This is a genomic window from Flavobacterium sp. IC2-16 (assembly GCF_055521455.1).
This window is the reverse complement of record NZ_CM145480.1, coordinates 916,939-941,989: the sequence shown is the minus strand read 5'-3', so window position 1 is coordinate 941,989 and position 25,051 is coordinate 916,939. Positions and strand designations below refer to the sequence as shown.

The 25,051-nt window shown below is 34.6% G+C and carries 24 protein-coding genes and 2 tRNA genes; 19 read left to right on the top strand and 7 right to left on the bottom strand.

Annotation, left to right across the window (positions count from 1 at the left end):
• Positions 1-32: 32 nt before the first annotated feature.
• A complete protein-coding gene (locus ACZ1JT_RS04210; RefSeq protein WP_465094910.1) occupies positions 33-1,133 on the bottom strand; it encodes a DUF4407 domain-containing protein in 1,101 nt (366 codons plus the stop codon).
• A 233-nt stretch (positions 1,134-1,366) separates the two neighbouring features.
• On the opposite strand from ACZ1JT_RS04210, the gene ACZ1JT_RS04205 reads away from it, so the two are divergent.
• A complete protein-coding gene (locus ACZ1JT_RS04205; RefSeq protein ID WP_465094909.1) occupies positions 1,367-2,188 on the top strand; it encodes a hypothetical protein in 822 nt (273 codons plus the stop codon).
• A 38-nt stretch (positions 2,189-2,226) separates the two neighbouring features.
• Here ACZ1JT_RS04205 and ACZ1JT_RS04200 read toward each other — a convergent pair whose 3' ends face one another.
• Entirely contained in the window at positions 2,227-3,615 is a 1,389-nt protein-coding gene (locus ACZ1JT_RS04200; protein WP_465094908.1) for a dipeptidase, read from the bottom strand.
• A gap of 191 nt (positions 3,616-3,806) precedes the next feature.
• Between ACZ1JT_RS04200 and ACZ1JT_RS04195 the strand changes: the two genes are divergently transcribed.
• Positions 3,807-3,888 (top strand) — tRNA-Leu (locus tag ACZ1JT_RS04195).
• Positions 3,889-3,912: 24 nt separating this feature from the next.
• Here the strand turns inward: ACZ1JT_RS04195 and ACZ1JT_RS04190 are convergent.
• Positions 3,913-4,386, bottom strand: a complete 474-nt coding sequence (locus ACZ1JT_RS04190) for a hypothetical protein (protein ID WP_465094907.1) — start codon at positions 4,384-4,386, stop codon at positions 3,913-3,915.
• 84 nt (positions 4,387-4,470) lie between these two features.
• Here ACZ1JT_RS04190 and ACZ1JT_RS04185 point away from each other — a divergent pair, with 84 nt between their 5' ends.
• Together ACZ1JT_RS04185 and ACZ1JT_RS04180 are read left to right on the top strand one after the other, a co-directional pair.
• Positions 4,471-5,151 (top strand): glycerophosphodiester phosphodiesterase, encoded by a 681-nt coding sequence (locus tag ACZ1JT_RS04185; protein WP_465094906.1) that lies wholly within the window; start codon positions 4,471-4,473, stop codon positions 5,149-5,151.
• Entirely contained in the window at positions 5,148-6,365 is a 1,218-nt protein-coding gene (locus ACZ1JT_RS04180; protein WP_465094905.1) for a BaiN/RdsA family NAD(P)/FAD-dependent oxidoreductase, read from the top strand. The genes ACZ1JT_RS04185 and ACZ1JT_RS04180 overlap by 4 nt, the downstream gene beginning before the upstream one ends.
• A gap of 25 nt (positions 6,366-6,390) precedes the next feature.
• Here ACZ1JT_RS04180 and ACZ1JT_RS04175 read toward each other — a convergent pair whose 3' ends face one another.
• Both ACZ1JT_RS04175 and ACZ1JT_RS04170 read right to left on the bottom strand, forming a co-directional pair.
• Positions 6,391-6,918 (bottom strand): hypothetical protein, encoded by a 528-nt coding sequence (locus ACZ1JT_RS04175; RefSeq protein WP_465094904.1) that lies wholly within the window; start codon positions 6,916-6,918, stop codon positions 6,391-6,393.
• A 132-nt stretch (positions 6,919-7,050) separates the two neighbouring features.
• Positions 7,051-7,530: a TspO/MBR family protein gene (locus ACZ1JT_RS04170; RefSeq protein WP_465094903.1), complete on the bottom strand. Its 480-nt coding sequence runs from the start codon at positions 7,528-7,530 to the stop codon at positions 7,051-7,053.
• A gap of 100 nt (positions 7,531-7,630) precedes the next feature.
• Here ACZ1JT_RS04170 and ACZ1JT_RS04165 point away from each other — a divergent pair, with 100 nt between their 5' ends.
• The 15 genes from ACZ1JT_RS04165 (at position 7,631) to ACZ1JT_RS04095 (ending at position 23,731) form a co-directional block, all read left to right on the top strand.
• Positions 7,631-8,716 carry a diphosphomevalonate decarboxylase gene (locus ACZ1JT_RS04165; RefSeq protein WP_465094902.1) on the top strand — a complete coding sequence of 362 codons (1,086 nt, stop codon included), beginning with the start codon at positions 7,631-7,633 and terminating at the stop codon, positions 8,714-8,716.
• A 48-nt stretch (positions 8,717-8,764) separates the two neighbouring features.
• Positions 8,765-9,703, top strand: coding sequence for a mevalonate kinase family protein (locus tag ACZ1JT_RS04160; RefSeq protein WP_465094901.1), 939 nt, complete (start codon positions 8,765-8,767; stop codon positions 9,701-9,703).
• Between the two features lie 42 nt (positions 9,704-9,745).
• Positions 9,746-10,663, top strand: a complete 918-nt coding sequence (locus ACZ1JT_RS04155; protein WP_465094900.1) for a geranylgeranylglycerol-phosphate geranylgeranyltransferase — start codon at positions 9,746-9,748, stop codon at positions 10,661-10,663.
• 65 nt (positions 10,664-10,728) lie between these two features.
• Positions 10,729-11,622, top strand: a complete 894-nt coding sequence (locus tag ACZ1JT_RS04150) for a pseudouridine synthase (RefSeq protein WP_465094899.1) — start codon at positions 10,729-10,731, stop codon at positions 11,620-11,622.
• Positions 11,623-11,660: 38 nt separating this feature from the next.
• Complete coding sequence (locus tag ACZ1JT_RS04145) at positions 11,661-12,023, top strand: nuclear transport factor 2 family protein (protein WP_465094898.1); 363 nt, start codon at positions 11,661-11,663, stop codon at positions 12,021-12,023.
• Between the two features lie 38 nt (positions 12,024-12,061).
• Entirely contained in the window at positions 12,062-13,828 is a 1,767-nt protein-coding gene (locus tag ACZ1JT_RS04140) for a DUF885 domain-containing protein (RefSeq protein ID WP_465094897.1), read from the top strand.
• Positions 13,829-14,075: 247 nt separating this feature from the next.
• Positions 14,076-16,856 (top strand): AsmA family protein, encoded by a 2,781-nt coding sequence (locus tag ACZ1JT_RS04135; RefSeq protein ID WP_465094896.1) that lies wholly within the window; start codon positions 14,076-14,078, stop codon positions 16,854-16,856.
• A 237-nt stretch (positions 16,857-17,093) separates the two neighbouring features.
• Positions 17,094-18,530 carry a site-specific integrase gene (locus ACZ1JT_RS04130; protein ID WP_465094895.1) on the top strand — a complete coding sequence of 479 codons (1,437 nt, stop codon included), beginning with the start codon at positions 17,094-17,096 and terminating at the stop codon, positions 18,528-18,530.
• A gap of 26 nt (positions 18,531-18,556) precedes the next feature.
• A complete protein-coding gene (locus ACZ1JT_RS04125) occupies positions 18,557-20,725 on the top strand; it encodes an HsdM family class I SAM-dependent methyltransferase (protein ID WP_465094894.1) in 2,169 nt (722 codons plus the stop codon).
• Between the two features lie 2 nt (positions 20,726-20,727).
• Positions 20,728-21,945 (top strand): restriction endonuclease subunit S, encoded by a 1,218-nt coding sequence (locus ACZ1JT_RS04120; protein WP_465094893.1) that lies wholly within the window; start codon positions 20,728-20,730, stop codon positions 21,943-21,945.
• Positions 21,946-22,015: 70 nt separating this feature from the next.
• The gene (locus tag ACZ1JT_RS04115) at positions 22,016-22,216 is read left to right on the top strand and encodes a hypothetical protein (RefSeq protein WP_465094892.1); all 201 of its coding nucleotides are present in this window, start codon (positions 22,016-22,018) and stop codon (positions 22,214-22,216) included.
• Between the two features lie 265 nt (positions 22,217-22,481).
• Positions 22,482-22,988: a hypothetical protein gene (locus ACZ1JT_RS04110; RefSeq protein WP_465094891.1), complete on the top strand. Its 507-nt coding sequence runs from the start codon at positions 22,482-22,484 to the stop codon at positions 22,986-22,988.
• Positions 22,989-22,995: 7 nt separating this feature from the next.
• Positions 22,996-23,205 carry a hypothetical protein gene (locus ACZ1JT_RS04105; protein ID WP_465094890.1) on the top strand — a complete coding sequence of 70 codons (210 nt, stop codon included), beginning with the start codon at positions 22,996-22,998 and terminating at the stop codon, positions 23,203-23,205.
• Between the two features lie 197 nt (positions 23,206-23,402).
• Positions 23,403-23,585, top strand: coding sequence for a hypothetical protein (locus tag ACZ1JT_RS04100; protein WP_465094889.1), 183 nt, complete (start codon positions 23,403-23,405; stop codon positions 23,583-23,585).
• Positions 23,582-23,731: a hypothetical protein gene (locus tag ACZ1JT_RS04095; RefSeq protein ID WP_465094888.1), complete on the top strand. Its 150-nt coding sequence runs from the start codon at positions 23,582-23,584 to the stop codon at positions 23,729-23,731. Before ACZ1JT_RS04100 ends, ACZ1JT_RS04095 begins: the two co-directional genes overlap by 4 nt.
• Positions 23,732-23,741: 10 nt before the next feature.
• Here ACZ1JT_RS04095 and ACZ1JT_RS04090 read toward each other — a convergent pair whose 3' ends face one another.
• A complete protein-coding gene (locus ACZ1JT_RS04090; protein WP_465094887.1) occupies positions 23,742-24,371 on the bottom strand; it encodes a recombinase family protein in 630 nt (209 codons plus the stop codon).
• Positions 24,372-24,948: 577 nt separating this feature from the next.
• Positions 24,949-25,024: transfer RNA gene (locus ACZ1JT_RS04085), tRNA-Phe, on the bottom strand.
• Positions 25,025-25,051: the final 27 nt, after the last annotated feature.

Below are 25,051 nucleotides of genomic sequence, written 5' to 3'. Positions count from 1 at the left end.
ATTTTTCCCTTTTCTCTTTTTCCTTTTTTGAATTACATCACGTTTTTCTGTTTCTCCACATACGCATCCGATTGCAATTTTAACAACTCAGAAGCAGCTTTGCGTTTGTAATCGTAAATTTCTTTATCGTCGCGAATATCGGCATAGACCTTGTCGTATATGCTAGCATCGGTTTGTTTTTGAAGGTTACGCTGATATACATTTTGTTCGATATGCGTTCTCAAAGCCGTTTCGTTGTCTTCCAGTTTGAAATCATATTCTCCACGAGGCGATAACAATTTGGCAATAATTGGAGAGGTTTCCACGGCTAAAAATAAAAGCATAATAAAAAACGAGGGTATCCAAGGCAATTTACCCAAAGCGTTAATGCGAGCCATTAGTCCGTCGAAACCATCAATGATAGGTTTAGAATCGGCTACTTTTTTGTCTAAATCGGCTTGCAGCGTTTTGGCTCTAACTTCTTTTTCAGCAATAGTTTTAGATGAAGTCGCTTTTAACGAATCCAACTGTTTTAGAGCCAAATCATGTGCGGCTCTTTTTTCTTTATAGATCGGGCCTTTTCCCATTTTCTTGGTTCCGGTAGTGCCTTCAGCTTCGGTAATGTAGGATTGGTATAAATAGGCTACTTCTTTTTCTTTGGCTTTGATGTTTGACTTGATGCTGTCAATTTCTGCTTGATTCTTCGTCACATCGCCTTTGAAATAATTGGTTACTTGATTTTTGTTGGCAATGGCCATTTCATTTTTTTCTTTCAGTAAAACCGTATTGATTTCTTTTTCGAAAATTTTGATTTCCAAAGGTTTTGAAATAACAATGGCAATAATCATGGCCAAAATTATTCGTGGTGAAGCCTGCAATAGTTCACTTCTAAAATTGTTTCTTTTGCGTATGGTCGAAACGATGAAACGATCTAAATTGAAGATGAGTAATCCCCAAACAATTCCGAAGAAAACCGCATAATACACATTGTCGAAAACGGTAAATAACGCATAACTACCGGCTATAAAAGCCATAACTGCAGTGAAAAAAACGGTAGCGCCTACGCCAACATACTTGGTTTGTTCTCCTTCGCTACAAGTGTCGAGCAAAGTTCTATCTGCGCCAGAGCACAGAATAAAAAAACGTTTTAACATGATGATAATTGTTGATTGATGATGATACTGCAAATGTAACGCCAAATTTTATATTTTCTTGCGAATCAGGGCATTATTTCTTTATTATGCGTAGTATATCTCTTCCGAAAAAACGATTTTGGTCGATTAAAAAGCGTAACTTTGTTTAGAATACCGCATGTTTTCAAAATCCACATCGCCTCGAATTTCAAAATCGAATAGTAAACAGATTCGTCAATATAAATTTTGAAATTATGAAAACAGCAACTCTGAAAGCCCTCTTTCTACTTCTTTTTTTGGTTCCAACCTTGCTTTTCGGGCAAGAGAAGAAAACGTATTACATAACGGTTACCACTGCGCATAGAAACTTTGCGGCAGAAAATGCCAAAGCCGATGAGTGGTTGGCGTTAGAAAAGGAATATTTTGAAAAAGTAACACAAAAGAACGATTTAATTGTTGGAGCTAATGTGTTGAGTCATTATTTCACAGCCGACAACAGTGAGGTTATTTTTGTTAGCGTTTATGAAAATTGGGATGCCATTGAGAAAGCATGGACAAAAAGCCAAGAGTTGGTAAAACAGGCTTGGCCAGATGAAAAGGCACGAAAAGCTTTTTTCGAAAAACGCAACAAATACTACCTTCCTAATCATTCGGATGAGATTTATGTTACTTATGGAGCTCGTAAGATGATTTCAAAAATGCCGGATAAACCAATGGTTTACTATGTTAGAAAAAGCGAGTTTGCATCTCCAAAAGATGGGACAATGACAGAATTTGATGATTTGAACAAAGAGCTTTTTGATAACTTAACCATGAAAAATGATATTTTTCAAGGATATTTTGCATACAATCATGCTTGGGGTTCAAATAATATGGAATTTGTTGAAGTATTTGTGGTTGATGCATTAGGTGATTTGGAGAAAGCATGGGCTAAAGATGACGAGTTGTTTAAAGCCAAATGGAAAGATGAAAAGACTCGAGATGCTTTTAGTAAAAAAATAGATAAATATTTTACCGGTAAGCATGCCGATTATATTTACCGTTCTGTGCCAGGTTTGTTTAAAATGGCGAAATAATAAAAAAGGCATCTAAATTTTAGATGCCTTTTTAGTTTTTATTTTGAAAGATCTGCAAAATACTTGTAGAACAAAGGAATAGTCTCAATACCTTTTAAGTAGTTGAAAACACCAAAATGTTCATTTGGCGAGTGTATAGCATCGCTATCTAAGCCGAATCCCATCATAATGGTTTTCGATTTCAATTCTTTTTCAAACAATGCTACAATAGGAATACTTCCTCCAGAGCGTACCGGAATTGGTTGAACCCCAAAAGTGTCAGCATAAGCTTTAGCAGCAGCTTGATATCCAATACTGTCAATTGGAGTTACATATCCTTGACCTCCATGATGTGGCGTCACTTTTACTTTTACTGCTTTTGGCGCTATACTTTCGAAATGGTTTTTGAACAATTCGGTGATTTCTTCCCAGTCTTGGTTTGGTACCAAACGCATCGAAATTTTTGCATAGGCTTTACTGGCAATTACCGTTTTAGCGCCTTCGCCAGTATATCCACCCCAAATTCCATTAACATCAAGTGTAGGTCTGATGGAATTTCGTTCGTTGGTTGTGTATCCTGTTTCACCATAAACTTCATCAATGTCTAAAGCTTTTTTGTATTCTTCTTCAGAGAAAGGACGTTGCGCCATTTTTTCTCTTTCAGCCAATGAAAGTTCTTCTACTTTATCATAAAAACCTGGAATAGTAATATGGTTGTTTTCATCGTGTAATGAAGCAATCATTTTGGTTAACACATTAATGGGATTGGCAACAGCTCCTCCATACAACCCAGAATGTAAATCGCGATTTGGCCCAGTTACTTCAACTTCAACATAACTCAATCCACGAAGCCCTGTTGTTATAGAGGGTTGTTGGTTGGAAATCATTCCGGTATCCGAAATCAGAATCACGTCATTAGCTAATTTTTCCTGATTGCGTTCTACAAACCATCCTAAACTTGCAGAACCAACTTCTTCTTCACCTTCAATCATGAATTTTACGTTGCAAGGCAAGCAATTGTTCTGAATCATGTATTCGAACGCTTTTACATGCATGTACATCTGACCTTTGTCGTCGCATGCTCCACGTGCAAAAATAGCGCCTTCCGGGTGTAACTCTGTGGCTTTTATTACAGGTTCAAATGGAGGTGAGGTCCATAATTCAATTGGGTCTGCCGGTTGAACATCGTAATGGCCATATACTAAAACGGTAGGTAGGTTTTTATCAATTATTTTTTCTCCGAAAACAATAGGATAACCTGGCGTTTCACATAATTCTACTACATCGCAACCTGCTTTTTCCAAACTGGCTTTTACGGCATTTGCAGTATCGATAACATCTTGAGAATAAGCACTGTCAGCACTTACGGAAGGTATTTTTAATAATTCGATTAATTCGTTTAAAAAACGTTCCTTGTTGTTTTGAACGTATTGTTTGATATTGTCCATTATGTTATTAAAATGATGAAAGCCAAATATACAAATAGAAATTCCAAAAAGGAAAATTCCAAAACCCAAATTTTTAGAAATTAACCGATTAAAAAAAGTTTGTTTGGAATTTATGGTTTAGTCTTTGGAATTTCAAAAATATAGTTATATTTGCACCCACTTACTGAAACAACTACTTGTTTTATAAGCCTGCGGGTGTGGTGAAATTGGTAGACACGCCAGACTTAGGATCTGGTGCCTCACGGTGTGTAGGTTCGAGTCCTATCACCCGCACAAAGCCTCTTTTAAGAGGCTTTTTTAGTTTATTGGCCTCAATGTGTTGCTGTAAGTAATGGTAAAAGGATTTCCTTCTGAAGCATTGTCTTTCATGACATAAATGAATTTATATTTTTTAGCGTTTTCAACATCAATTGTTGCTTCTTTTTTGCTGAACTTGTCGGTAATTTTAATAGCCGACGTATTGTAAATTCTTAAAAAACCGGCTATTCCGCGACCTAAATCAGTTATAGGATTTCCTTGGTAAACAATTCCTTTGGCATTTGAAACGGTAATGTTTTCTCCTTTAAACCCTTTTGTGAATAACAGAACCGAAGTGTTTTTACCTGTTGCTTTTAACTCGGTTAGAAAAACTTTTTTACTTTTTTCAGAAACTGATTTAAAATCATCTCGAAATTGAACAGTAGGTTCATCTTTTTTTTCCGTAATTGTTTTTTTCGACGAACAATTGACAATAAGTAAACTTAACGTAATCAGTAGAAGTATTTTTTTCATAATCATTTCAATCTTCTTTTGTAATTGTAACGAACCAGCCTACAATCTAGTATCTTTGTGCTGTTAAATAAAAGCCAAAGTTGCATGGTTCAGAAAATTGGACATCGCGGTGCGAAAGGATATGTGGCCGAAAATACATTGGAATCGTTTCAAAAAGCTATCGATTTAGGAGCAAACGGTATTGAACTAGATGTACACGTTTCGGCAACTGGTGAATTGGTGGTTTTTCATGATTTTACTGTAGATAGAATGACCAATGGTACTGGTGAAGTTCATAAATTATCAATCACGGAATTAAAAAGTCTTACTGTTGCGAATGCGTTTCAAATTCCTACTTTGGAAGAAGTTTTCGATTTGGTAAACCGAAGATGTTGGATTAATGTTGAATTGAAAGGGCATGGCACTGCACAACCAACTTGCGATTTAATTGAAAAATATTGTACGGAGAAAGGATGGGTGCATTCCGATTTTTTAGTTTCTAGTTTTCAAAAAGAAGAACTGCTTGCGGTTCATCGACTGAATCCGAAAATTAATTTGGGTGTACTAACACAAGCCTCTGTTGAACAAGCTTTAGAGTGGGCTCAAGAATTAGGTGCAACAGCTATACATCCTCATTTTTCATTGTTAACCGATGATAATATGGCAGAATCGAAGAGTAAAGGTTATAAAATTAACGTTTGGACGGTTAATCATGAAGAAGATATTAAGCGTTTGGAGACCTATAATATTGATGGAATAATTTCCGATTTCCCAGACCGATTATGATTTCAAATTACAATATACTGATTGTTGGAGGTGGTGCAGCTGGATTTTTTACGGCTATCAATATTGCGGAAAACAATCCGTCATTAAAAATTGCCATTCTCGAGCGCGGCAAAGAAGTGTTAACCAAGGTTAAAATTTCAGGAGGCGGTCGTTGTAATGTTACACATGCTTGTTTTGTACCGAATGAATTAGTGAAGTTTTATCCAAGAGGTGAAAAAGAATTAAAAGGACCTTTTCATCAGTTTTGTTCTGGTGATACTATTGAGTGGTTCGAAAAACATGGGGTAGAATTGAAAATAGAAGATGATGGTCGTATGTTTCCTGTTTCAGATAGCTCACAAACCATTATTGATTGCTTCCTTTCGGCTACAAAAAAACTTAAAATTGATGTGCTTACAGGGCAAAGTGTGCAATCGGTATTTAAGGGTGAAGGATATTGGAAAGTAGAAACCAATCAACAAAGTTTTAAATGCAATTCATTAGTGGTTGCTACGGGAAGTAATCCGAAAATGTGGGAGATGATAACCTCGTTAGGTCATTCTATCGTTGAACCGGTTCCGTCGTTATTTACGTTTAATATCAAAGATGTTCGAATAAAAGACCTGATGGGTGTTTCTGCTGTAGCATCGGTGAAAGTTAAAGATACAAAACTAAAAGCATCTGGACCTTTATTGATTACGCATTGGGGAATGAGCGGTCCGGGTATTTTAAGGCTTTCTGCTTGGGGAGCAAGGGAATTGGCGGCAAAAAATTACAATTTCATTTTGCAAGTAAATTGGCTTAATGAAACCGATTTTGAATCGGCTTTAGAGATTTTAAAAGATTTGAAAGAGGAGAATGCTAAAAAATTAGTAATGAAATTTTGTCCGTTTGAGTTTCCAAAACGTTTGTGGGAAAGTTTGCTTCAGGCTTCGGGAATCGGCATTGAAACCAAATGGGCCGATGTGTCTAAAAAACAATTATCGGATTTGGTTAATCAACTGACTAACGGACAGTTTCAAGTAAATGGGAAAAGTACTTTTAAAGAAGAATTTGTTACCGCAGGAGGTATTGATTTGAAAGAGGTGAATTTTAAAACCATGGAAAGTAAACTCCACGAAAATCTATATTTTGCGGGTGAGATATTAAATATTGATGCTATCACAGGCGGTTTTAATTTTCAGAATGCCTGGACTGGTGGTTTTCTCGCAGCTAAAAGTATAATTGAAAAATAAAGGTTCTCCATGAGAACCTTTGCTTTTATTCAACACCACCTGCCAAAGAATCTTGCCAAGCTTTCAGGTCTCTCCATTTTCCTTCGTAAGCCAAACGAGCCTGACGCGGCCATGTGCCGGGATTGTGTAAAGCGAAGCGTTCTCCGGCTTTGTTTAAAATTTCATTTAAGCGATCTACAGAGGTTTCAGATAGTCTTTTCCAAGTTAAAATACCCGATGTTTTAAATAGTTTTTCAATTTTTGGGCCAATACCTTCAATTACTTTCAAATCGTTTTCCGATACATGTTTTCCAATTACTGAAGAGGCAAAGTTTTCGTCAAAATCAGCATGAATAGGAGGAGTTGAACTAAATCCTAAGATATGTGTTCCGGATTCGGTTTTAGACTTTAACAAGTTTAATTCTTCGGTCAACTCTCTGTTTTTGGCTTTAAATCGGTCTCTTTCTTCCAATAAAGACAATAAATCATCCGAACCAAAAATACCCGATTTTGAAATGATGTAGCCTAACAGTATGCCAATGAGGCCAATTAATGTGATAAGTAGCGTGCTCATAATTCAGTTTTTTAATTGTTTTTAGTGCTTTTTTAATGATTCGGGCTACTATAAAGTTAATTAAAATACTGTATATGAAGGGTTTGCTTGATTTTTAAAATTGATAAAAAGTTGAAAAAATCCGTTGAATGGTTAGTGGTTCAACCAGAAAAAAGCGGCATTTAAAATACCGGCAAAACTAACCCAAGCTAAATAAGGCAATAGTAGGTAGGCAGCATTTTTGTCTACTCTTTTAAAGATATAATACGTTTCATATATCATTAACCACAAAAGTAATAGTTCGGAAAGTGCTAAAAGAATATTGTGAAGTCCGAAAAACAAATACGACCATAAAAAGTTCAACACCAGTTGAATGAAAAAAAAGCGCAGCCCTTTACGAGCATTTATGGTATCAGAGTCAATCTTATTCCAAACTAAACCTGCTGAAACCCCCATTAAAATATAGAGTGTAGTCCAAACCGGTGCAAAAATCCAATTTGGCGGATTAAAACTTGGTTTGACAAGAGTAGGATACCATGTAGTAATGCTTTCGCGTGTTATAACGCCTGAAAAATAGCCAACACACAAGCAGGTGGCTACAATCAGTAAGACTTTGAATATTTTTTGGTTCATAGTGCTGTTTCTCTTTTCAAAAATAGGAAAATCTGAAGAATATAAAACTACTGAATATCAAACCTTGTAAAATGTTATCTTTGCTGAAATTTTAATGGTTATGATTTCGGAACAGGATTTTATCCAAAACGACTGTATACTACAAGTAGAAAACGGAAGCTTTCAATGGAGTGCGCCTAGTAATATTGCCTTAGTGAAATACTGGGGTAAAAAAGAAAATCAAATTCCGGCAAATCCGTCAATAAGTTTTACACTTAACAATTGTAAAACCATTACAAAGTTGGCTTTTGCCAAGAAAGAAAATAATGGAGCTTTTTCATTCGATTTGTTGTTCGAAGGAAAACCAAAAGAAGATTTCAAACCCAAAATTTTAAAATTTTTTCAGCGTATTGAAGCTTATTGCCCGTATTTAAAAGATTTTCACTTTACTATTGATACAGAAAACACATTTCCGCACAGTTCAGGAATTGCTTCCTCAGCTTCCGGAATGGCTGCTTTGGCAGTTAATATCATGAGTCTGGAAAAAGTTCTGAATCCGTCGATTACCGAAGAGTATTTCAATCAAAAAGCTTCTTTTTTAGCACGTCTAGGTTCTGGAAGTGCATGCCGAAGTGTAAAAGGAGAAGTAGTTGTTTGGGGAAATCATGCTGAAATTTCAGGGAGTTCCGATTTGTTTGGTGTGGAGTTTCCATCGGTAATACATGAAAATTTCAAAAACTATCAGGATACAATTTTGTTGGTCGATAAAGGTGAAAAACAAGTGTCAAGTACTGTTGGGCACGATTTAATGTTCGGACATCCATTTGCCGAACAACGTTTTTTGCAAGCACATCACAATTTATCGGCTATGAAAAGCGTTCTGCAAAACGGAGATGTGGAACAATTCATTAAAATAGTGGAAAGCGAAGCCTTAACATTGCATGCCATGATGATGACTTCGATGCCTTATTTTATTCTGATGAAACCAAATACCTTGGAGATTATCAATAAAATCTGGAAATACAGAAACGAAACGCAAATTCCGGTTTGTTTTACGTTAGATGCAGGAGCAAATGTTCATGTGTTGTATCCCGAAACCACTAAAGAAAAGGTATTGCAATTTATTCAAGACGAATTAGTTGGCTATTGTCAAAATGGTCAGTACATTTGCGACCAAATTGGCAATGGAGCTGTAAATTGTATTTAATTTTTCACTACATTTACTAAGTTAAAGACTAAATAAACCAAGGCAAAAATGAAAGGACCGCTTTTTTACTCAAAGATTTTACTTTTCGGTGAATACGGAATCATCAAAGATTCTAAAGGGTTATCTATTCCTTATAATTTTTACAATGGTGCTTTAAAAGTGGATGAAAATCCATCGGAAGAAGCTAAAAAATCCAATGCGAGCTTACAACGTTTTGTGGCGTATCTGAAAGATTTACAAAATGAGCAACCGGAGTTGGTGACTTTTAATTTAGAAGCCTTGAAAGCCGATGTTGAACGCGGTATGTATTTCGATTCTAGTATTCCGCAAGGTTACGGAGTTGGAAGTAGTGGTGCTTTGGTAGCAGCTATTTACGATAAATATGCTAACAATAAAATTACGGTTTTAGAAAATTTAACCCGTGAAAAATTGTTGCAGTTAAAAGCGATTTTCTCGCAGATGGAATCGTTTTTCCATGGCAAAAGTTCTGGGTTAGATCCGCTAAACAGTTACTTAAGCTTGCCGATTTTAATCAATTCTAAAGATAATATCGAGCCTACGGGTATACCTTCTCAAAGTGCAGAAGGAAAAGGGGCTGTATTCTTGATTGATTCCGGAATTGTTGGAGAAACCGCTCCTATGGTTAATATTTTTATGGAAAATTTAAAAGAAGAAGGATTTCGTAAAATGCTAAAATCCCAATTCATAAAATATACCGATGCTTGTGTGGAGAACTTCTTACACGGCGATATGAAGTCACTTTTCTCAAATACAAAAAAATTGTCTAAAGTGGTTTTAAATAACTTTAAACCCATGATACCAGAGCAATTTCACCATGTTTGGCAAAATGGAATCGATACCAACGATTACTATTTGAAACTATGCGGTTCTGGTGGAGGTGGCTATATTTTAGGTTTTACTCAGGACCTTGAAAAAGCTAAACAATCGTTAAAAGATTATAAATTGGAAGTAGTGTATCAGTTTTAAAGAATAACTTTAAGCGTTCAACCTAAACTTCACTATTTAACCATGCTCACACGAAAATCAAAATTACTGTTGATGAAAATCCTCAGCCTGTTTTCTGTTGTGCGCGGGTATAATATTCCAATTATTGTTTTAGCACAGTATTTATCTTCCATTTTTATTTTGGCTCCCGAAAGACGTGCTTTAGACGTTATTCTGGATTGGCGCTTGTTTATCATTGTTTTTGTTTCAACCTTAACAATCGCTTCAGGTTATATCATTAATAATTTTTACGATTCCGAAAAAGATCTAATCAATCGCCCCAACAAATCCATGTTGGACCGATTGGTAAGTCAGAAAACCAAATTGCAGGTGTATTTCGGTTTGAATTTTTTGGCAACGGTTTTGGCATTTATCATTTCATGGCGTGCTGCTTTTTTCTTTGCGACATACATTTTCTTAATTTGGTTTTACTCTCATAAGCTTAAAAAATATCCCATTATAGGGAACTTGACAGCTTCGATGTTAGCTATATTGCCTTTTTTCGGAATTCTTCTTTACTTTAAAAATTTCTATCATGTAATTTTTGCCCATGCAGCATTTTTGTTTTTGTTGATATTAATTCGGGAAATGATTAAGGATTTGGAAAACATTAAAGGAGATATGGCTAACAATTATCAAACTATTCCGGTTCGTTTTGGAGAAAAAGTTTCGAAGCAAATCATTACCTTTTTAACGGTGTCGACTTTGTTGCCTATTTTTATTCTAATCGATAAATACGATGTAGGATATATGGATATTTACTTTTATGTAAGCTGTATTGTTTTGATTTTTTTCTTACTGAAATTATGGAAGTCTCAAAGCCATAATCAATACCTTCAGTTGCATAATATTTTAAAAACGTTAATCGTTGCTGGTGTTTTTTGTATTGTATTGATTGACCCTTCAGTTTTAGTGCACGGCAGAACAGTCTTGAAAATTTAACATCCGTAAGCATCAAACGTAATAATGATGTCTTAAATAAGTATCTTTGCAAAAAATTAAGCGAAATGAATAACGGAAAAGGAAATAATAAGAGAGGAGCGTCTGCAGGAAAAGGGAAAACAGGGTTCGGTCCAAAAAAGCCAAGTGGAACGGGTAAGCCTGCTTTTAAGAAAGACGACAAAAAAACTGGTTTTCCTAAGCCAAAACCTTCTTTTGATAAGCCTAAAGGGCCCAAAAAGCCATCCAATCCAGATGAAATTCGTTTGAATAAATACATTGCTAATTCGGGAATGTGCTCTCGCCGTGATGCCGATATTTATATACAATCCGGTAATGTCAAGGTAAATGGAGAAGTAGTAACCGAAATGGGTTATAAAGTTCAGCTTAATGATGTGGTTAATTTTGATGGAAGTGTTATCACACCGGAAAAAAAGGAATATATCTTATTGAACAAGCCTAAAGGATTTACAACTTCTAGGGATGAAGATATGAATTCTAACAATGTTTTGGATTTAGTTCGTAATGCAACACGTGCTAAAATACAAGCCGTGGGAAGAATGGATAAAACTACTACAGGATTGTTACTTTTTACTAACGATACCGATATGGTTCGTAAGTTTACAACGCCTAACCAACGTTCGTCTAAAGTATATCAGATTTCATTAGATAAAAACTTAAAATTTGAAGATTTAGAGCGTATCGCTTCGGGTTTAACCATAGACAACCACCGTGTTTTTGTAGAGGAAGTTTCATACATTGAAGATCAGCCTAAAAGCGAAGTAGGTTTAAAAATGAAAACCTCAAACGTAAAAGTGGTTCGTTCCATTTTCGAACATTTAGACTATAATGTATTGAAAGTGGATCGCGTGGTTTTCGCAGGATTAACCAAGAAAAATCTTCCGCGAGGCAATTGGCGTTTTCTAACCGAACAAGAAATAATCAATTTAAAAAACATATAATTAGTAATCCCGATTTTTCGGGATTTTTTCTTTCACTTATGAGTCCAGAATCTTTACAATCTATTGCTTTTAAATGGTTTGACGCATTCAATACCAAGCAATTGGAAAAGTTATTGTCGTTGTACGATGATGAAGCCAAGCATTTTAGTCCGAAACTTAAAATTCGCCAACCCGAAACCAACGGTTTAGTTGTTGGGAAAGAGGCTATGCGTTCCTGGTGGCGAGATGCATTCGACAGATTACCTACTTTGCATTATAAGGCAACATCATTCACAGCAAATTCCGATAGAATTTTTATGGAATACACTCGTCAGGTTGATGGAGAAGAAGATATGTTGGTAGCGGAGGTTTTAGAAATTCGAGATGGGAAAATAATTGCATCCCGAGTATATCACGGATAAAATTTGTAGCTTTACTCTTCATCCTTTAATTCCAAATCATGAAAAAAATAATTTTTCTTTCATTATTAGCAACAGTAGCACTGTTATTGGTTAATTGTAAAAAAGAAGAAAAGATGGCTGATTTTAAATCGATTACCGAAAATTATTTCAAAGAAAAAAACGAATTAAATCCTATCGATGCTACCTTGAACGGGCAGAGTTCGTTTAACGATAAGATGGTTTTTGAAATGACCGATGCGTATCGAAAAAAACAAGCCAAATTTTTCGATAAATATGAAGAGGAATTGGCTAATGTCGATACGCTTGGGTTATCTGCAGAAGAGAAAATCAGTTATAAAATTATACAATGGGAAACCGCAATTGGTAAAGATTTACTAAAGCAAGAAGCCAATTTAATGCCGGTGAATCAGTTCGAAAGCACGCATTTGAAAATCATGCAATTGGCAAGCGGAAGTTCGGCTCAACCCTTTAAAACGGAAAAAGATTATCGTGATTTCTTAAAACGAATGGAATTGTATTCGGTTTGGATTGATTCGGCCATCATTTACATGGAAAAAGGAATTCAGAAGCGTGTAGTTTTGCCTGAAGCCTTAACTAAAAAGTTGATTCCGCAATTTGAAGAGCAAATCACTGAAAAGCCAGAGGATAATATTTTTTATTCGACTATTCCTACCATGCCGAATTCATTTTCAGATGAAGTTAAATCGGCTCTAAAAAATGATTATACCAAGGTTATCACCGAAAAAATAGTGCCAAAATACCGTAAAATGGCTGCGTTCTTAACTGAAAAATATTTACCGGCTTCTCGAGCAACTAGCGGTATTGGAAGTTTGCCTAACGGTAAAGATTTGTATGCGGTTTATGTGAAGCAATGGACAACTACCGATATGAAACCCGATGCAATTCACGAATTGGGTCTAAAAGAAGTAGCTCGCATTAAGGCCGAAATGGAAAAGGTAAAAGAACAAGTTGGTTTTACCGGAACTATAGTGGAGTTTTTCGATTTTGTACGCAACAATTCACAACTTAAACCATTTAAAAAGCCAGAAGAAGTTATTGCAAATTTTGAGGCAATTCATAACAAAATAAAACCTAATGTAGACAAGTTGTTTTCGTTACAGCCTAAAACACCTTTCGAAATACGCCGTACAGAAGCCTTTCGTGAAAATACTGCTAGTGCCGAATATATACAAGGTGCTGCCGATGGCTCAAGACCGGGCATTTTTTACGTTCCCATACCCGATGTAAAAAACTACAATTGTTATGGTGATGAAGATTTGTTTTTACATGAAGCAATACCAGGTCATCATTTTCAAGTTTCGTTACAACAGGAAAATCAAGAGCTTCCGGATTTTAGAAAATTCAATTGGTTTGGGGCTTATGGGGAAGGTTGGGCTTTATATACCGAAAGTTTAGGAAAAGAATTAGGCTTGTACACCGATCCATACCAGTATTTTGGAATGCTGGGTAACGAAATGCACCGCGCCATTCGTTTGGTTGTAGATACGGGAATCCATTATAAAGGCTGGTCACGTGAGCAAGCTATTAAATATTCGTTGGAAAATGAAGCCGAAAGCGAAGCCAGTATTATTGCCGAAATAGAGCGTTATATGGCGTATCCGGGACAAGCGTTATCGTATAAAATCGGACAGATGAAAATTATGGAGTTGCGTCAGAAAGCGCAAAATAAACTTAAAGATACATTCGATATTAAAGTGTTTCATCAAAAAGTATTGGAGTCGGGGGTAATGCCTCTGGCACTTCTGGAGCAGAAAATTAACGATTGGATTGCTGCAGGGAAATAAAAGTAAAGCCATCTGAACAAGGTGGCTTTTTTGATTTTTAGAATGATTAAAATTCGAGTATGAGAAAAGTGTTGAATCAAATTGGTTTTATAAAACTGTATATGCTTTTTGGACAATTAGTCTTCATTAACTGTTCAGATCGTAAGCAAACAACCCATTTTAGGAGTAAATCTTTTTAACAAATATTTAGTGCAAATAAAGTAGGTGAATACGTTATAAATTAAATTCTCCTTGGTAATTTTGTAGCATGGAAATCAAAAAGAAAAACAAGCTGCTTAAAGCCTTAAAAATTACTGGTATAACTATTGGTACTATACTGTTTTTGTTGTTTATAATCCCGATACTTTTTCCAGGTAAAATAGCCGAAGAAGTTAAAACATTTGCAAACCAAAAATTAAAAGGCGAACTCAATTTTAAAGAAGCCAATCTTTCTTTTTTTAATCACTTTCCATCGCTTACTTTAACCTTAACCGATTTTTCGTTAAAAGGTTCAACGCCTTTTCAGGATAAAACGCTTTTAAATTCTAAAGAAGTTGCTTTCGGAATTAATTTGAAAAGCTTGATTTTTAGTGGTGATATCGATATTGATCAAATTTTTGTCTCAAATGCCGAGATGAATGTGTTGGTAAACGAAAAAGGAGAAGCCAATTACAACGTATACGTTTCCGAAGACAAAACCGAAAAGAAAGAAGCGTCTACTACATCCTTGCGTTTGGATAAAATTGTTATAGAAGGCAGTCACTTGCTGTACAACGATAAGTCGGCTAAAATTGTAATGAATGCCAAAGGGTTTAATTACAGAGGTAAAGGCGATCTAGACAAGGCCATTTTCGATTTGAAAACCAAAATGGAAATCGACTCGTTCGATTTTGTGTTCGGTGGCGAAGAATATTTGAAAAACAAAAAAGTAAATGCCGAATTATTAACGCAAATCAATACCAACTCGCTATCGTTTTTGTTTCAACAGAACAATTTAATCATCAATAAATTGCCCATCGATTTTAAAGGAAAACTCAATTTCTTGAAAAGTGGTTACGATATCGATTTCAGCATGAAGTCGGAAGAAAGTGATTTGTACGATGTTTTTACGGCACTGCCACCGCATTATGTAACATGGTTGGAAAAAACCAAAATGAAAGGAACGGCCAATGCGTTGCTAACGTTTAAAGGGCGTTATAACGTAGCCGAAAATAAAAAACCGGATTTGACATTTAAATTTAAAGTGCGTGATGGTTTTGTGAATTACAATGAAGCGCCAGTTCCGGCTTCAAACATTTACCTGAATTTTGAAACCAAACTTCCGGCATTAAATACCGATAATTTGAATGTGAAAATAGATTCGGTGTTTTTCAATTTAGGAAAAGATTATTTCAGCGGAATTGTAGAAACAGTTGGTTTAGAAAGTCCAAATGTGAAAGTTCAAATTAAATCGCAACTTGATTTAGGGGAACTACATCGCGCATTGGGAATTCAAAACATGAATTTCAAAGGAAACCTAAAAACCAATATTGCAGCAAACGGAAAATACAATCCTAAAAAACATCTGTTTCCGATTACTAAAGGAAGTTTTATGTTGCAAAAGGCCTATTTAAAAACAATTTATTATCCAAATCCGATTGAGAATATCAATGTAACGGCCAACGTATTGAATACAACCGGAAAGTATAAAGATTTGGCTGTAAGAGTTCAACCTGCACAACTTACATTTGAAGGAAAGCCAATTTTTGTTGATGCTAGCCTGGTAAATTTTGATGACATTCTTTACGATATAAAGGCAAAAGGAGAAATGGATTTGGGGAGAATCTATAAAGTGTTTTCCCGCAAAGATTTGGATGTGAAAGGGTATGTGAAAGCCGATTTGAATTTGAAAGGCAAACAAAGCGATGCTGCAAGCGGAAATTATAATAAGCTTAGCAATAAAGGAACTTTGGTATTACGCGATATTCGAACGCAATCGGAATATTTACCACAACCGTTTGTGATTAAAGACGGTGTTTTTACATTCAACCAAAACACAATGAATTTCAAAGATTTTCATGCCGTTTATGGACAATCCGATTTTACAATGAACGGTCAGATGCAGAATGTAATCAATTTTGTAATGTCGGATAAAGCTGTTCTAAAAGGTGATTTTGTAGTTGATGCCAATTTCATTAATGTCGATGAATTTATGGTGAATGCAGCTCCTTCAAAAACAGAAAACAATTCACCAAGCGATTCAAAAAATGCACCATCGACTATGGAAACAGGAGTGGTGATTATTCCGGCTAATTTTGATTTCAATTTAGTAGCCAATGCGCAAAAAGTAAATTTTGAAGGCTTGAATATCAATAATTTAAAAGGAAATCTAACCTTACAAAATGGTGTGCTTAAACTCAAGAATACTAATTTCGATTTAATCGATAGTAAGTTCGCTATGGATGCTACCTACGGAAGTTTGAATCCTCAAAAAGCAGCATTCAATTATCAAATTAAAGCGAAAGATTTTGATGTTAAAAAAGCGTACGATGAAATTAAAATGTTTCGCGATATGGTTAGTGCTGCCGAAAATGCTGAAGGTATAGTGTCAGTAGATTATAAAATTGCCGGGCATTTAGATGGAAACATGAAACCAATTTATCCTTCGTTAACGGGTGGAGGTGTGCTTTCTGTTCGCGATGTTAAAATGAAAGGTTTTAAATTGTTTAATGCCGTTAGTAGCAAAACAGGAAAATCAGATATTAAAAACCCGAATTTGAAGGAAATAGATATTAAAACCACAATTAAGAATAATATCATGACATTGGAGCGCTTCAAATTTAAAGTGGCAGGATTCCGACCAAGAATTGAAGGGCAAACGTCTTTAGACGGAAAACTGAATTTAAAAATGAGGTTAGGATTGCCGCCTTTGGGAATCATTGGAATACCGTTGAAAATTACAGGAACTTCCGAAAATCCTAAAATCAAAATTGGAAAGAAAACAGAAGACTTGGAAGAGTCAGAATACCAGGCTGTAGCAAACGATACTATTACTAAAACCAATCCATAAGCGATTGGTTTTTTTGTGAATGCAATAAAAACAAAAAACCCACTCATTGAGTGGGTTTGTTTGTGGTACCTCCAGAACTACAATAAAGTAGTTTCATTTCACAACAAAATACATCAAAGTATTTCATTTATAGCTTGTTAAATAAGGAATTGAGAAAATAGTAAGTTTTAAATAATTTCAATAAATTCCATTTTATTTTACAAAATTACGCCGTATATTACGCTGTAATTTTTGGATATGAAAAATATTAAGATTCGCTACTATTTAGAACCGAAGTTTAAAAACGTAGATGAAAGGACAAAGCCTGAATTGATTATGGCAGAAATCGGATATGGTTATGCGGTAATAAATAAACACGGTAAAAAAAGGCACACACCAGCAAGATTTTCATTACAAGAGAATATTTTGCCGAGCAAATTTGGTAAAAAAGAAAATAATTTCAAGTTTGACGAAAGTGTTTTCAAAAAAGCTACTGCAAACAATTCGACAATAAAAACAAAAATGTTGCAGTTTCAGACTGTTTTGAATGAAATAGCAGTAAACTACATTTTAAAGAAGATATTGCCAACTCCGAAGGAATTGAAAGCCGAATTGTCAAGTAAACTTCGATTTGAAACAATAGAAGAGCCGAAAATGTCAATACTGGAATATTTTTATTCTAAAATTGAAAAAGACAAGGATAACAGTGGTAAGTCAATGAAAAATAGTAAGCGCAGTAATACTATTAAAACTTATGTTACTGTAAGTCATTTAATCGAAAATTATCAAATAGCTACTAATCAGGTTTTAAAGTTTGAAGATTTTAATGAAAGTGCTTACTGGAATTTTTGGGATGTATTAGATGATATATTAAAAGATGAAATCAAAGTTGAAAATCCAAATCAACCCAGAAAACAGAGAAAACAGGACTATGGTTATTTAGTTGTCACTATAAGGAAGCATCAAAAGACATTGTTGACAACTTTAAAGCAAGCTCACAAGGATGGTTATAAAGTACCTTTGGATATTCACGACGAGAACTTAGTACTTGAAGATGTAGATGCGGTAAAAGAATTTTTCATAGAAACTAAATTGCTAAAAAAAATTATTGATTCTGATGTTTCGCATGATTTGAAATTGCAAAGCGCAAAGGATTATTTCATTATAGCTTGTCTTACTGGATTGAGGTATGAAAGTATGTTTGAGGCGCAAAACATGGAAATTCAGTATTGTAATGAAGAGGGCTATGATTTTCATTATTTACACTCTACACATAACAAGACCTCAACGCAAGTATTCATACCGCTTTTAAAACCAGTAAAAGAAATTGTTGACAAAAGAGGTTTTCCCCGAGTTTCAGCTAACTCAGATATTAACGAAAAGCTTAAGAAACTATTCAAGCATTTGAAGATTGACAGAAAGGAAAAAGTTACGAAAGTGACATTTAGAAGCGGCATAATAGAAACAACAGAGCCAATATACAAATTAGTAAGTACTCACGATTGTAAAGGAACGTTTTACTCTAATCTGTACGGTTTGCATATTTCTGAAAAAGTAATTGATAATATAACGCATCCAGATCGAAAGCCAAAAAATGCGATGGCAAAAATTTATAATAAAACCACTATGCTAACGAAAGCAAAAATGTTTGTTGATGAGGTTTTAAAAGTAGAATCCGACGTCTACACCTTTTAAGCTATATTTGCACAACTATTATAAGTATGATGAAGTTTACAGAAGCGAAACACGATTTTGACAATAAATACGAAACAGTATCGGAATACGACTGTTTTTTACCTGAGCACTTGACTTTTGGAAAAAAGACAAATTTTAAAAAGAAAAACGGACAACGTAATGAACAATATTACAAGTGGCAATTTCTGTATTCTATTGTACAATCAGGACTTTTTGCTAAAGACTATATTGGGACAGAAGTTCAATTCCCGAAAGGTAACAAATCTTCTGCTCCACTCAAACTTGACGGAGCAATTTTTGATGACATTACTTGGTTCGATAAATACAAGGACTACCATGAAAATGGTAACAATGAAAGTTTAGAGTGGCTTCGTGAACATTTAATTGTAGCACTTGAGTTTAAAAAAGAGGACAACAAGAATGTTGTAGATGTTTGGGACAAACAACTTAAAGCATATCTAAACGAAAGTCGTAGATCTTTTTGTTTAGCAGTTTTATATGATACGGAAAGACTTTATTTATTCCGTAAACATAACAGCAAGTTTCTACGGTATAGTGAAGAATTTAATACCAAAGGCGAAGACAGTAAAACAAAGGAACTTGCGTTACATTTGCCCGATCCGTATTTGAATTTACCAAGTTTTGAAGACTTGTTGGAATGGACAGCGACCCAAACGATTAACCGTTCTAAAAGAACAATAACGGATTTAGATATTATTTCAGGAGTTCATTCAACGCAAATTAATGATGCTATGAGTAGTATTTTGCGGACTATGGACAAGGTTGGAATGGTAAATCAAAAAGGGTTTGAAATTCTCATTCAAATTCTTTCGCTGAAAATATATGATGAAAAGAGAAATGAGAAAACACAAAGCCGTTTTTTGGATTTTTACATTTTAGACGAGGAAAAGAATTTTAAAACCCTTGCAGATAAAGCACTTCAGGAATTTGTAAAACGTTTCAACGCCTTGAGAGATGAAGCAGCAGGGACTTATTATCGTATCCTAAAAGAAAATCCACTGAACGTAAAAAATGAAAACCATATCAAAGTTTTAATTGAAGTAGTTTATCAGTTTCAGGATTATTCCTTTGTTCGTTCACACAAAACTGACCTTTATCAGTTAGTGTTTTACAAGTTTGCAACACCATTCTCAAAAGATCAAAATGCTCAATTTGTTACACCACTTCCATTAATTGACTTTTTGGTAAACATTGTAAATCCGAGAAATGGCGAAACGGTTATTGATCCAACCGTAGGAATTGCCGACTTTCTTTCCGTTTCTTATGTGAACTCTAACAGTAAGCTGGACGACAATAACATTTTTGGAATGGACATTGATGACCAAATGGTAATGCTTGCTACTTTAAATATGCTTTTGAACGGAGACGGAAACGCCAAGATAAAAGCAAAATCGGGTTATGGCTCTTTACTTTCAAAGTTTGACCACAAAGGTGATATTCTTGATCTAGTGCCAACAATGAACCAAAAAGGAAATTGGGACGAAAGGCCAGACGATAATCAACTTAAAAAATTTGATGTTGTTCTAACAAATCCGCCTTTTGGTGAAGACCGTGCATTTGTACCAAAGGACGATAAAGATTTGGAAATGATACAGTGCTATGAACTTTGGCATTTGTATAGCAACAAAGGCGAAGAACAGTCACAAGGTAAAAAGAAGAAAAATGAAAAGCAAGCAAGTAAAATAGATTTAGGTGTGGTGTTCCTTGAAAACGCTTACCGCATTTTGAAAGAAAAAGGCAGGATGGGGATTGTACTTTCAAATTCAATTGCTAGTATTGACGCTCACAAAATTGCCCGTAAGTGGCTAATGGACAAAATGAGAATTGTTGCAATTTTTGATTTACCAGCTAATGTTTTTGCAGAAACTGGGGTTAATTCAACAATTATTGTGGTATATAAACCGAATGATGAAGACTTGTTGAGGTTAAAGGAACAGAACTATCAAATTTTCGCTAAAGACATAAAAAAAATAGGATACGAAGTAAAGACCAGTAAACGGGTGAAGTTTTTTTCACCTATTTATAAAATCAACTACGAAAAATTTGAAATTGATATTGACAAAGAAGGTAGAGCTTTGCTTGACGAAGAATTTACAGAAACCATTAGTGATTTTAAAAAATGGTGTTTAAGTCAAGAAAAACAGTTACAAGATATTTTCATCAAGTCTAAATAAATATGGAGCCTTATAACTACATAAAAGTTCCAAAGCAAATTAGCTTAAAGGAATATGAACTAAATGGCTATTGTCTTGCACCGTCCAAGTATTCTCGCTTTTTACCAATTGCAACTGCTAATTATATGTCACTTGCCGATCTATGTACAGAAAGTAAGGCGAAAATAACTTTTAATCGAATTGATCAATACTATTACTCAGAGATAGGTGATATAGATGTTAATAATAGCTCGGTGAATAAGAGTTTGGTTTATGGGATTGATTTGCCTTCAGAAAATGCGAAGATTTTAGAAAAGGGTGATATTGTTATTTCTACTGTTAGAACTTATAGAGGAGGTATAGGGTTTATATATGATGATTTGGAGAGCCACTGTTGCACGCCAGCGATCCTAGTTATAAGGTCGGTTAATCCTATTGTTACAAAAGAATACTTACTTTCCGTATTAAGAACGGACTTTTTTATTGAACAAATATTAGGTTTTCTCAACCGTGGTATGTATCCTAGATTGGATAAGGAAGCGATGAGGCACATTTTAATTCCAATACCAAAAAAGGATGATGAGCTAAAGTATATTACTTTGCTTACGAAAGCATATTTAAACAAGATTGCGTTAATCAAAGTTCGCCATAAAAGGATTGTCGAACTTATAGATAAAGAGCTAGTAAACAACCAAAAAATTAATAAGTTTAAATTTGAATTGCCAAAATTGAGCGAAATTAATGTAGTCGGAAGATTAGATGTTGCAAGATATTCTAAAGAATATAAAGAGTTTGAGCATTTGATTTCCAACTATAAGAGCGGAAGCTTTAAACTTTCTGAAAAAGGATATTCAGTTAAACGTGGACAAAATTTACAGATTTCAAACATTGGTGAAAGTTATTATTCCAACAAATATATTAATGGCTTTTACAGGTTGGCAGTTTCTTCAAACTTTTCTGAATATTCAACAGTTGAGAAACTTACATACATTGGTAATCCAAATGATTTGACTACAATAAATGAAGGTGAAATTGTTTTTTCGGCTCGCGGCGCGCAATTCGGGCGAGTTGTAATTTATCCTGAAAAAGTAGAAAACATAATCACGAATATTGATAGTCTTGTAATTTCAAATCCTGATGCGCCTTTATTTCAAAGAATTTTTATTGCTATGTTCCTAAATCGACTTCGATGGAACAAGCATATTTACAAAATAGCGATTACTGGATCGGGGGGCAAATAGTCTTACTTCGTATCAAAGCGACGATATTAATTTTCCTAATTTTTCAGATGACAAACAAAAAGAGATTGCTTTGCTCTACCATAATCCTAATAGTGTTTATCAAGTAGAAACTTTTACGTTGAGCAACTTTTTGGAGCAAGATAATTCTTTCAATGAAGCAGCAGGAATATACGATTTAGATAAAACAGCTAAATACCTTAAGGAAATCCTAAACAAAGCAATTGACAACATAGCAAGCGATATAGAAGTTAGCCTTAATTTTAATTCATAATTAAGTTTATTTCGGAAAGTATATTGTTACTTATTAAGTATGCTAATTGAGAACCAGTAATTTTTATTACTGGTTTTTTTGTTTAAAGTATTTACATTTTTCATTCTGTATTTAGATTATAAGTGTAGTAGTAATAATGTGGAAAAAATACTTTAAGATTTTTTGAACTTTTAGTTATTACCTACTATTTATTTATAAATAACAGATTTTAACGGGAAATAGCTTCGTTCCCTAATAGGTCTGGTAAATAAAAAATCAAATTTATATGATAACAGATGAGTACTTAAAGGTTAGTGAGCTAGCCAAGAAAAAGAAAATTACTGTCAAAACAGTAAGGAACAAAATCCAAAAGTTGTTAGGGCTTGTTGGGGATAATAAAATTATAAAAGACAATAACGGGGATTGGAGAATTCATAGATCATTGCTAAGCAAATTTGAACCCGAGAGAATTCATAAGGATAGGTATTCAGCTATAACTATCGATCCAGTTTATAGTTATTCTACTGGGGATTTAGTGAAAATAATGCAGTGGGTTTTGGGAAATATTAATGTAGAGGAAGCGGTGCTGAATTTCACAATTGAGCAGAAAAAGACTAATGGATATAATCACTTGCATGTCTACTTGGCAAAGAGCTTATCTGCAAAGTTTCTAAAAAGTGCGAAGATCGCTTTCCCTAGAATGAGTTATTACGTTGCTGAGGTTTACGATTTAGACGGGTGGAAGAATTACATAAAAAAGGACGGAAGTTCAATAATAAAAATAAAAAAATAATACAATTATGGAGATGAATGAGATTAAGGATTTTGAGTTAAATCCGATTTTGAGACAATTACTAAAAGACTACTGTGAGATGGTCTATGAAGAAAATTCCGTTACGGATGATGATCATTTGATGATGGAATATCGTTTGCTACAAAGAGAAAATCGTTTGGATGATTTGTTCAAATGTGAGGGGTTGAATAATTCATTTATGCAAATGGCAGTCTAACGTATCGCGTTAATATTGTGTCAAATTATAAGCAAAATGTGTACAACCTGGTTGTTTTACGAAATTTTTTTCGATTTTTTTGGGTGATATATCACAACCTCATGTTGTGGGAATTATACTGTTTTAGTGTTATTTTGCTGGAAAAACCAAAGACAATCAGGTTGGTAAACGATAAAAAAAATTTTTTTTTCAAAAATATGGATAAAAATAAAGAGAGCGATATTAATGGGGATATCGCGGTTAGGCAAAAAGAAATAAGCGTGGAGCGCGATCCAGTTAAGAAGTCACGCTTGCAAAATGAATTACAAATTTTAAATTTTCGAAAACAGATTAATTATTATCAGACGAAAATTGAGCAATTAAGAAATAATATGCAATGAATAAAAATTTTAAAGTGGAAATTTGGTTTTCCAGAGGGTTAAAAACAAATATTGTTTTAGCGGCGGCAAATCCTGCTAACGCAATCGTAATAGCGAAACAAGCCTATCCTAACGCGAGAGTTGTTTCAGCTAAGGAAGTAAAATAAAAATGGCTGCCTAATCGGCAGCCATTTTTTGTTCTAAAGCTTTTTTTATCTTTATAATTGTTGTGCTTGATTTTCCAGTAAATTCTACAATTTCGCGGATGGTAAAACCTTTACTTAAAAATTGAACAACATTAGGGTGTCTGGTTAACAATCTTTCCTCGGATTGGATAGAACCAATTTTGCGACCTTTGAATTTACCGTTAACTTTTGCAATTGCTATTCCTTCGGCTTGACGCTCTTTGATTCGCTTACGTTCCATTTGTGCAATTGATCCCATAACGGCAATTGTCATCATTGCCATAGGGTTTTCTTCTCCGTGAATTAGGGTCTCGAATCCTTCTTTTAGGGATTTTATGTTGATTTTATTTTTTTTAAAAATTTCGATGGTTGATAAGATGTCGATGAGGTTTCGACCAAGGCGGTCTATGCTGTCTATTACTATAGTTGTTTCGCCATTGTAAGGTGTTACTTCGTTGAAAAGTTTTTGAGCTTCGGGACGTTCAAAAAAAGGAATTGAACCAGAAATTTTGTCAACATATAAATTGTCTGGTGTCAGATTTCCAAAACTTTTAAAGTTTTCTGTTTGTCTACTTGCGTTCTGACCTACTGTGCTCACTCGGGAGTAAAAATAATATTTCATGGCTTATAATTTTATGTTGAGTCAAAGATAATGTTTTAATTTTAGAGTAAAAAATAAATTAAAACAAATGTAATGCATTTAGAAAGTTATGCTGTTGGTGTGTGTTTTATTTTTGAATCATACTCTAAATATGAGATCCAAAAACTTGGCTTTGATGAAAGATTAAAGTATTTTTGGAATAAGTCAGTTAAGAAAAGAAATTGGTGCGAGGTTTAAGATTTTAACTGAACAGTGCTGTCGGTGGTGCGATAATGGGTTCACCGAAAAAAAAAGAAACTTGTACACCCAATTTGTTGTTAGGATGAATTCGTTACTAAATAGTAAACAAGTGATGGAACTACTGAACATTAAGAGCGAAACTACTTTGATAAAGTATGAGCGCGAAGGGCTGGTTAAGGTGGCTAGAAGGTTTGGTAATCAAAAAAGATATTCTGTTAAGCATATACAAAAGCTTGTTGGAGAATAGATAAGGGAGCGCATGCTCCTTTTTTTGTGTAGTATAATTACGCCGTATATTACGCTGTAAAACAAAAAACCCTCAAATATCTGTCTGATAGTCAAGGGTTTATGATTTTAGTGGTGGTACCTCCAGGAATCGAACCAGGGACACACGGATTTTCAGTCCGTTGCTCTACCAACTGAGCTAAGGTACCTTTCGCAGCTTTCAAATAAGCATTTCT

Bases quoted from the DNA above. Each gene is read 5' to 3' on its own strand.
- ACZ1JT_RS04210 (WP_465094910.1), bottom strand. From the start codon at position 1,133: ATGTTAAAACGTTTTTTTATTCTGTGCTCTGGCGCAGATAGAACTTTG.
- ACZ1JT_RS04205 (WP_465094909.1), top strand. From the start codon at position 1,367: ATGAAAACAGCAACTCTGAAAGCCCTCTTTCTACTTCTTTTTTTGGTT.
- ACZ1JT_RS04200 (WP_465094908.1), bottom strand. From the start codon at position 3,615: ATGGACAATATCAAACAATACGTTCAAAACAACAAGGAACGTTTTTTA.
- ACZ1JT_RS04190 (WP_465094907.1), bottom strand. From the start codon at position 4,386: ATGAAAAAAATACTTCTACTGATTACGTTAAGTTTACTTATTGTCAAT.
- ACZ1JT_RS04185 (WP_465094906.1), top strand. From the start codon at position 4,471: ATGGTTCAGAAAATTGGACATCGCGGTGCGAAAGGATATGTGGCCGAA.
- ACZ1JT_RS04180 (WP_465094905.1), top strand. From the start codon at position 5,148: ATGATTTCAAATTACAATATACTGATTGTTGGAGGTGGTGCAGCTGGA.
- ACZ1JT_RS04175 (WP_465094904.1), bottom strand. From the start codon at position 6,918: ATGAGCACGCTACTTATCACATTAATTGGCCTCATTGGCATACTGTTA.
- ACZ1JT_RS04170 (WP_465094903.1), bottom strand. From the start codon at position 7,530: ATGAACCAAAAAATATTCAAAGTCTTACTGATTGTAGCCACCTGCTTG.
- ACZ1JT_RS04165 (WP_465094902.1), top strand. From the start codon at position 7,631: ATGATTTCGGAACAGGATTTTATCCAAAACGACTGTATACTACAAGTA.
- ACZ1JT_RS04160 (WP_465094901.1), top strand. From the start codon at position 8,765: ATGAAAGGACCGCTTTTTTACTCAAAGATTTTACTTTTCGGTGAATAC.
- ACZ1JT_RS04155 (WP_465094900.1), top strand. From the start codon at position 9,746: ATGCTCACACGAAAATCAAAATTACTGTTGATGAAAATCCTCAGCCTG.
- ACZ1JT_RS04150 (WP_465094899.1), top strand. From the start codon at position 10,729: ATGAATAACGGAAAAGGAAATAATAAGAGAGGAGCGTCTGCAGGAAAA.
- ACZ1JT_RS04145 (WP_465094898.1), top strand. From the start codon at position 11,661: ATGAGTCCAGAATCTTTACAATCTATTGCTTTTAAATGGTTTGACGCA.
- ACZ1JT_RS04140 (WP_465094897.1), top strand. From the start codon at position 12,062: ATGAAAAAAATAATTTTTCTTTCATTATTAGCAACAGTAGCACTGTTA.
- ACZ1JT_RS04135 (WP_465094896.1), top strand. From the start codon at position 14,076: ATGGAAATCAAAAAGAAAAACAAGCTGCTTAAAGCCTTAAAAATTACT.
- ACZ1JT_RS04130 (WP_465094895.1), top strand. From the start codon at position 17,094: ATGAAAAATATTAAGATTCGCTACTATTTAGAACCGAAGTTTAAAAAC.
- ACZ1JT_RS04125 (WP_465094894.1), top strand. From the start codon at position 18,557: ATGATGAAGTTTACAGAAGCGAAACACGATTTTGACAATAAATACGAA.
- ACZ1JT_RS04120 (WP_465094893.1), top strand. From the start codon at position 20,728: ATGGAGCCTTATAACTACATAAAAGTTCCAAAGCAAATTAGCTTAAAG.
- ACZ1JT_RS04110 (WP_465094891.1), top strand. From the start codon at position 22,482: ATGATAACAGATGAGTACTTAAAGGTTAGTGAGCTAGCCAAGAAAAAG.
- ACZ1JT_RS04105 (WP_465094890.1), top strand. From the start codon at position 22,996: ATGGAGATGAATGAGATTAAGGATTTTGAGTTAAATCCGATTTTGAGA.
- ACZ1JT_RS04100 (WP_465094889.1), top strand. From the start codon at position 23,403: ATGGATAAAAATAAAGAGAGCGATATTAATGGGGATATCGCGGTTAGG.
- ACZ1JT_RS04095 (WP_465094888.1), top strand. From the start codon at position 23,582: ATGAATAAAAATTTTAAAGTGGAAATTTGGTTTTCCAGAGGGTTAAAA.
- ACZ1JT_RS04090 (WP_465094887.1), bottom strand. From the start codon at position 24,371: ATGAAATATTATTTTTACTCCCGAGTGAGCACAGTAGGTCAGAACGCA.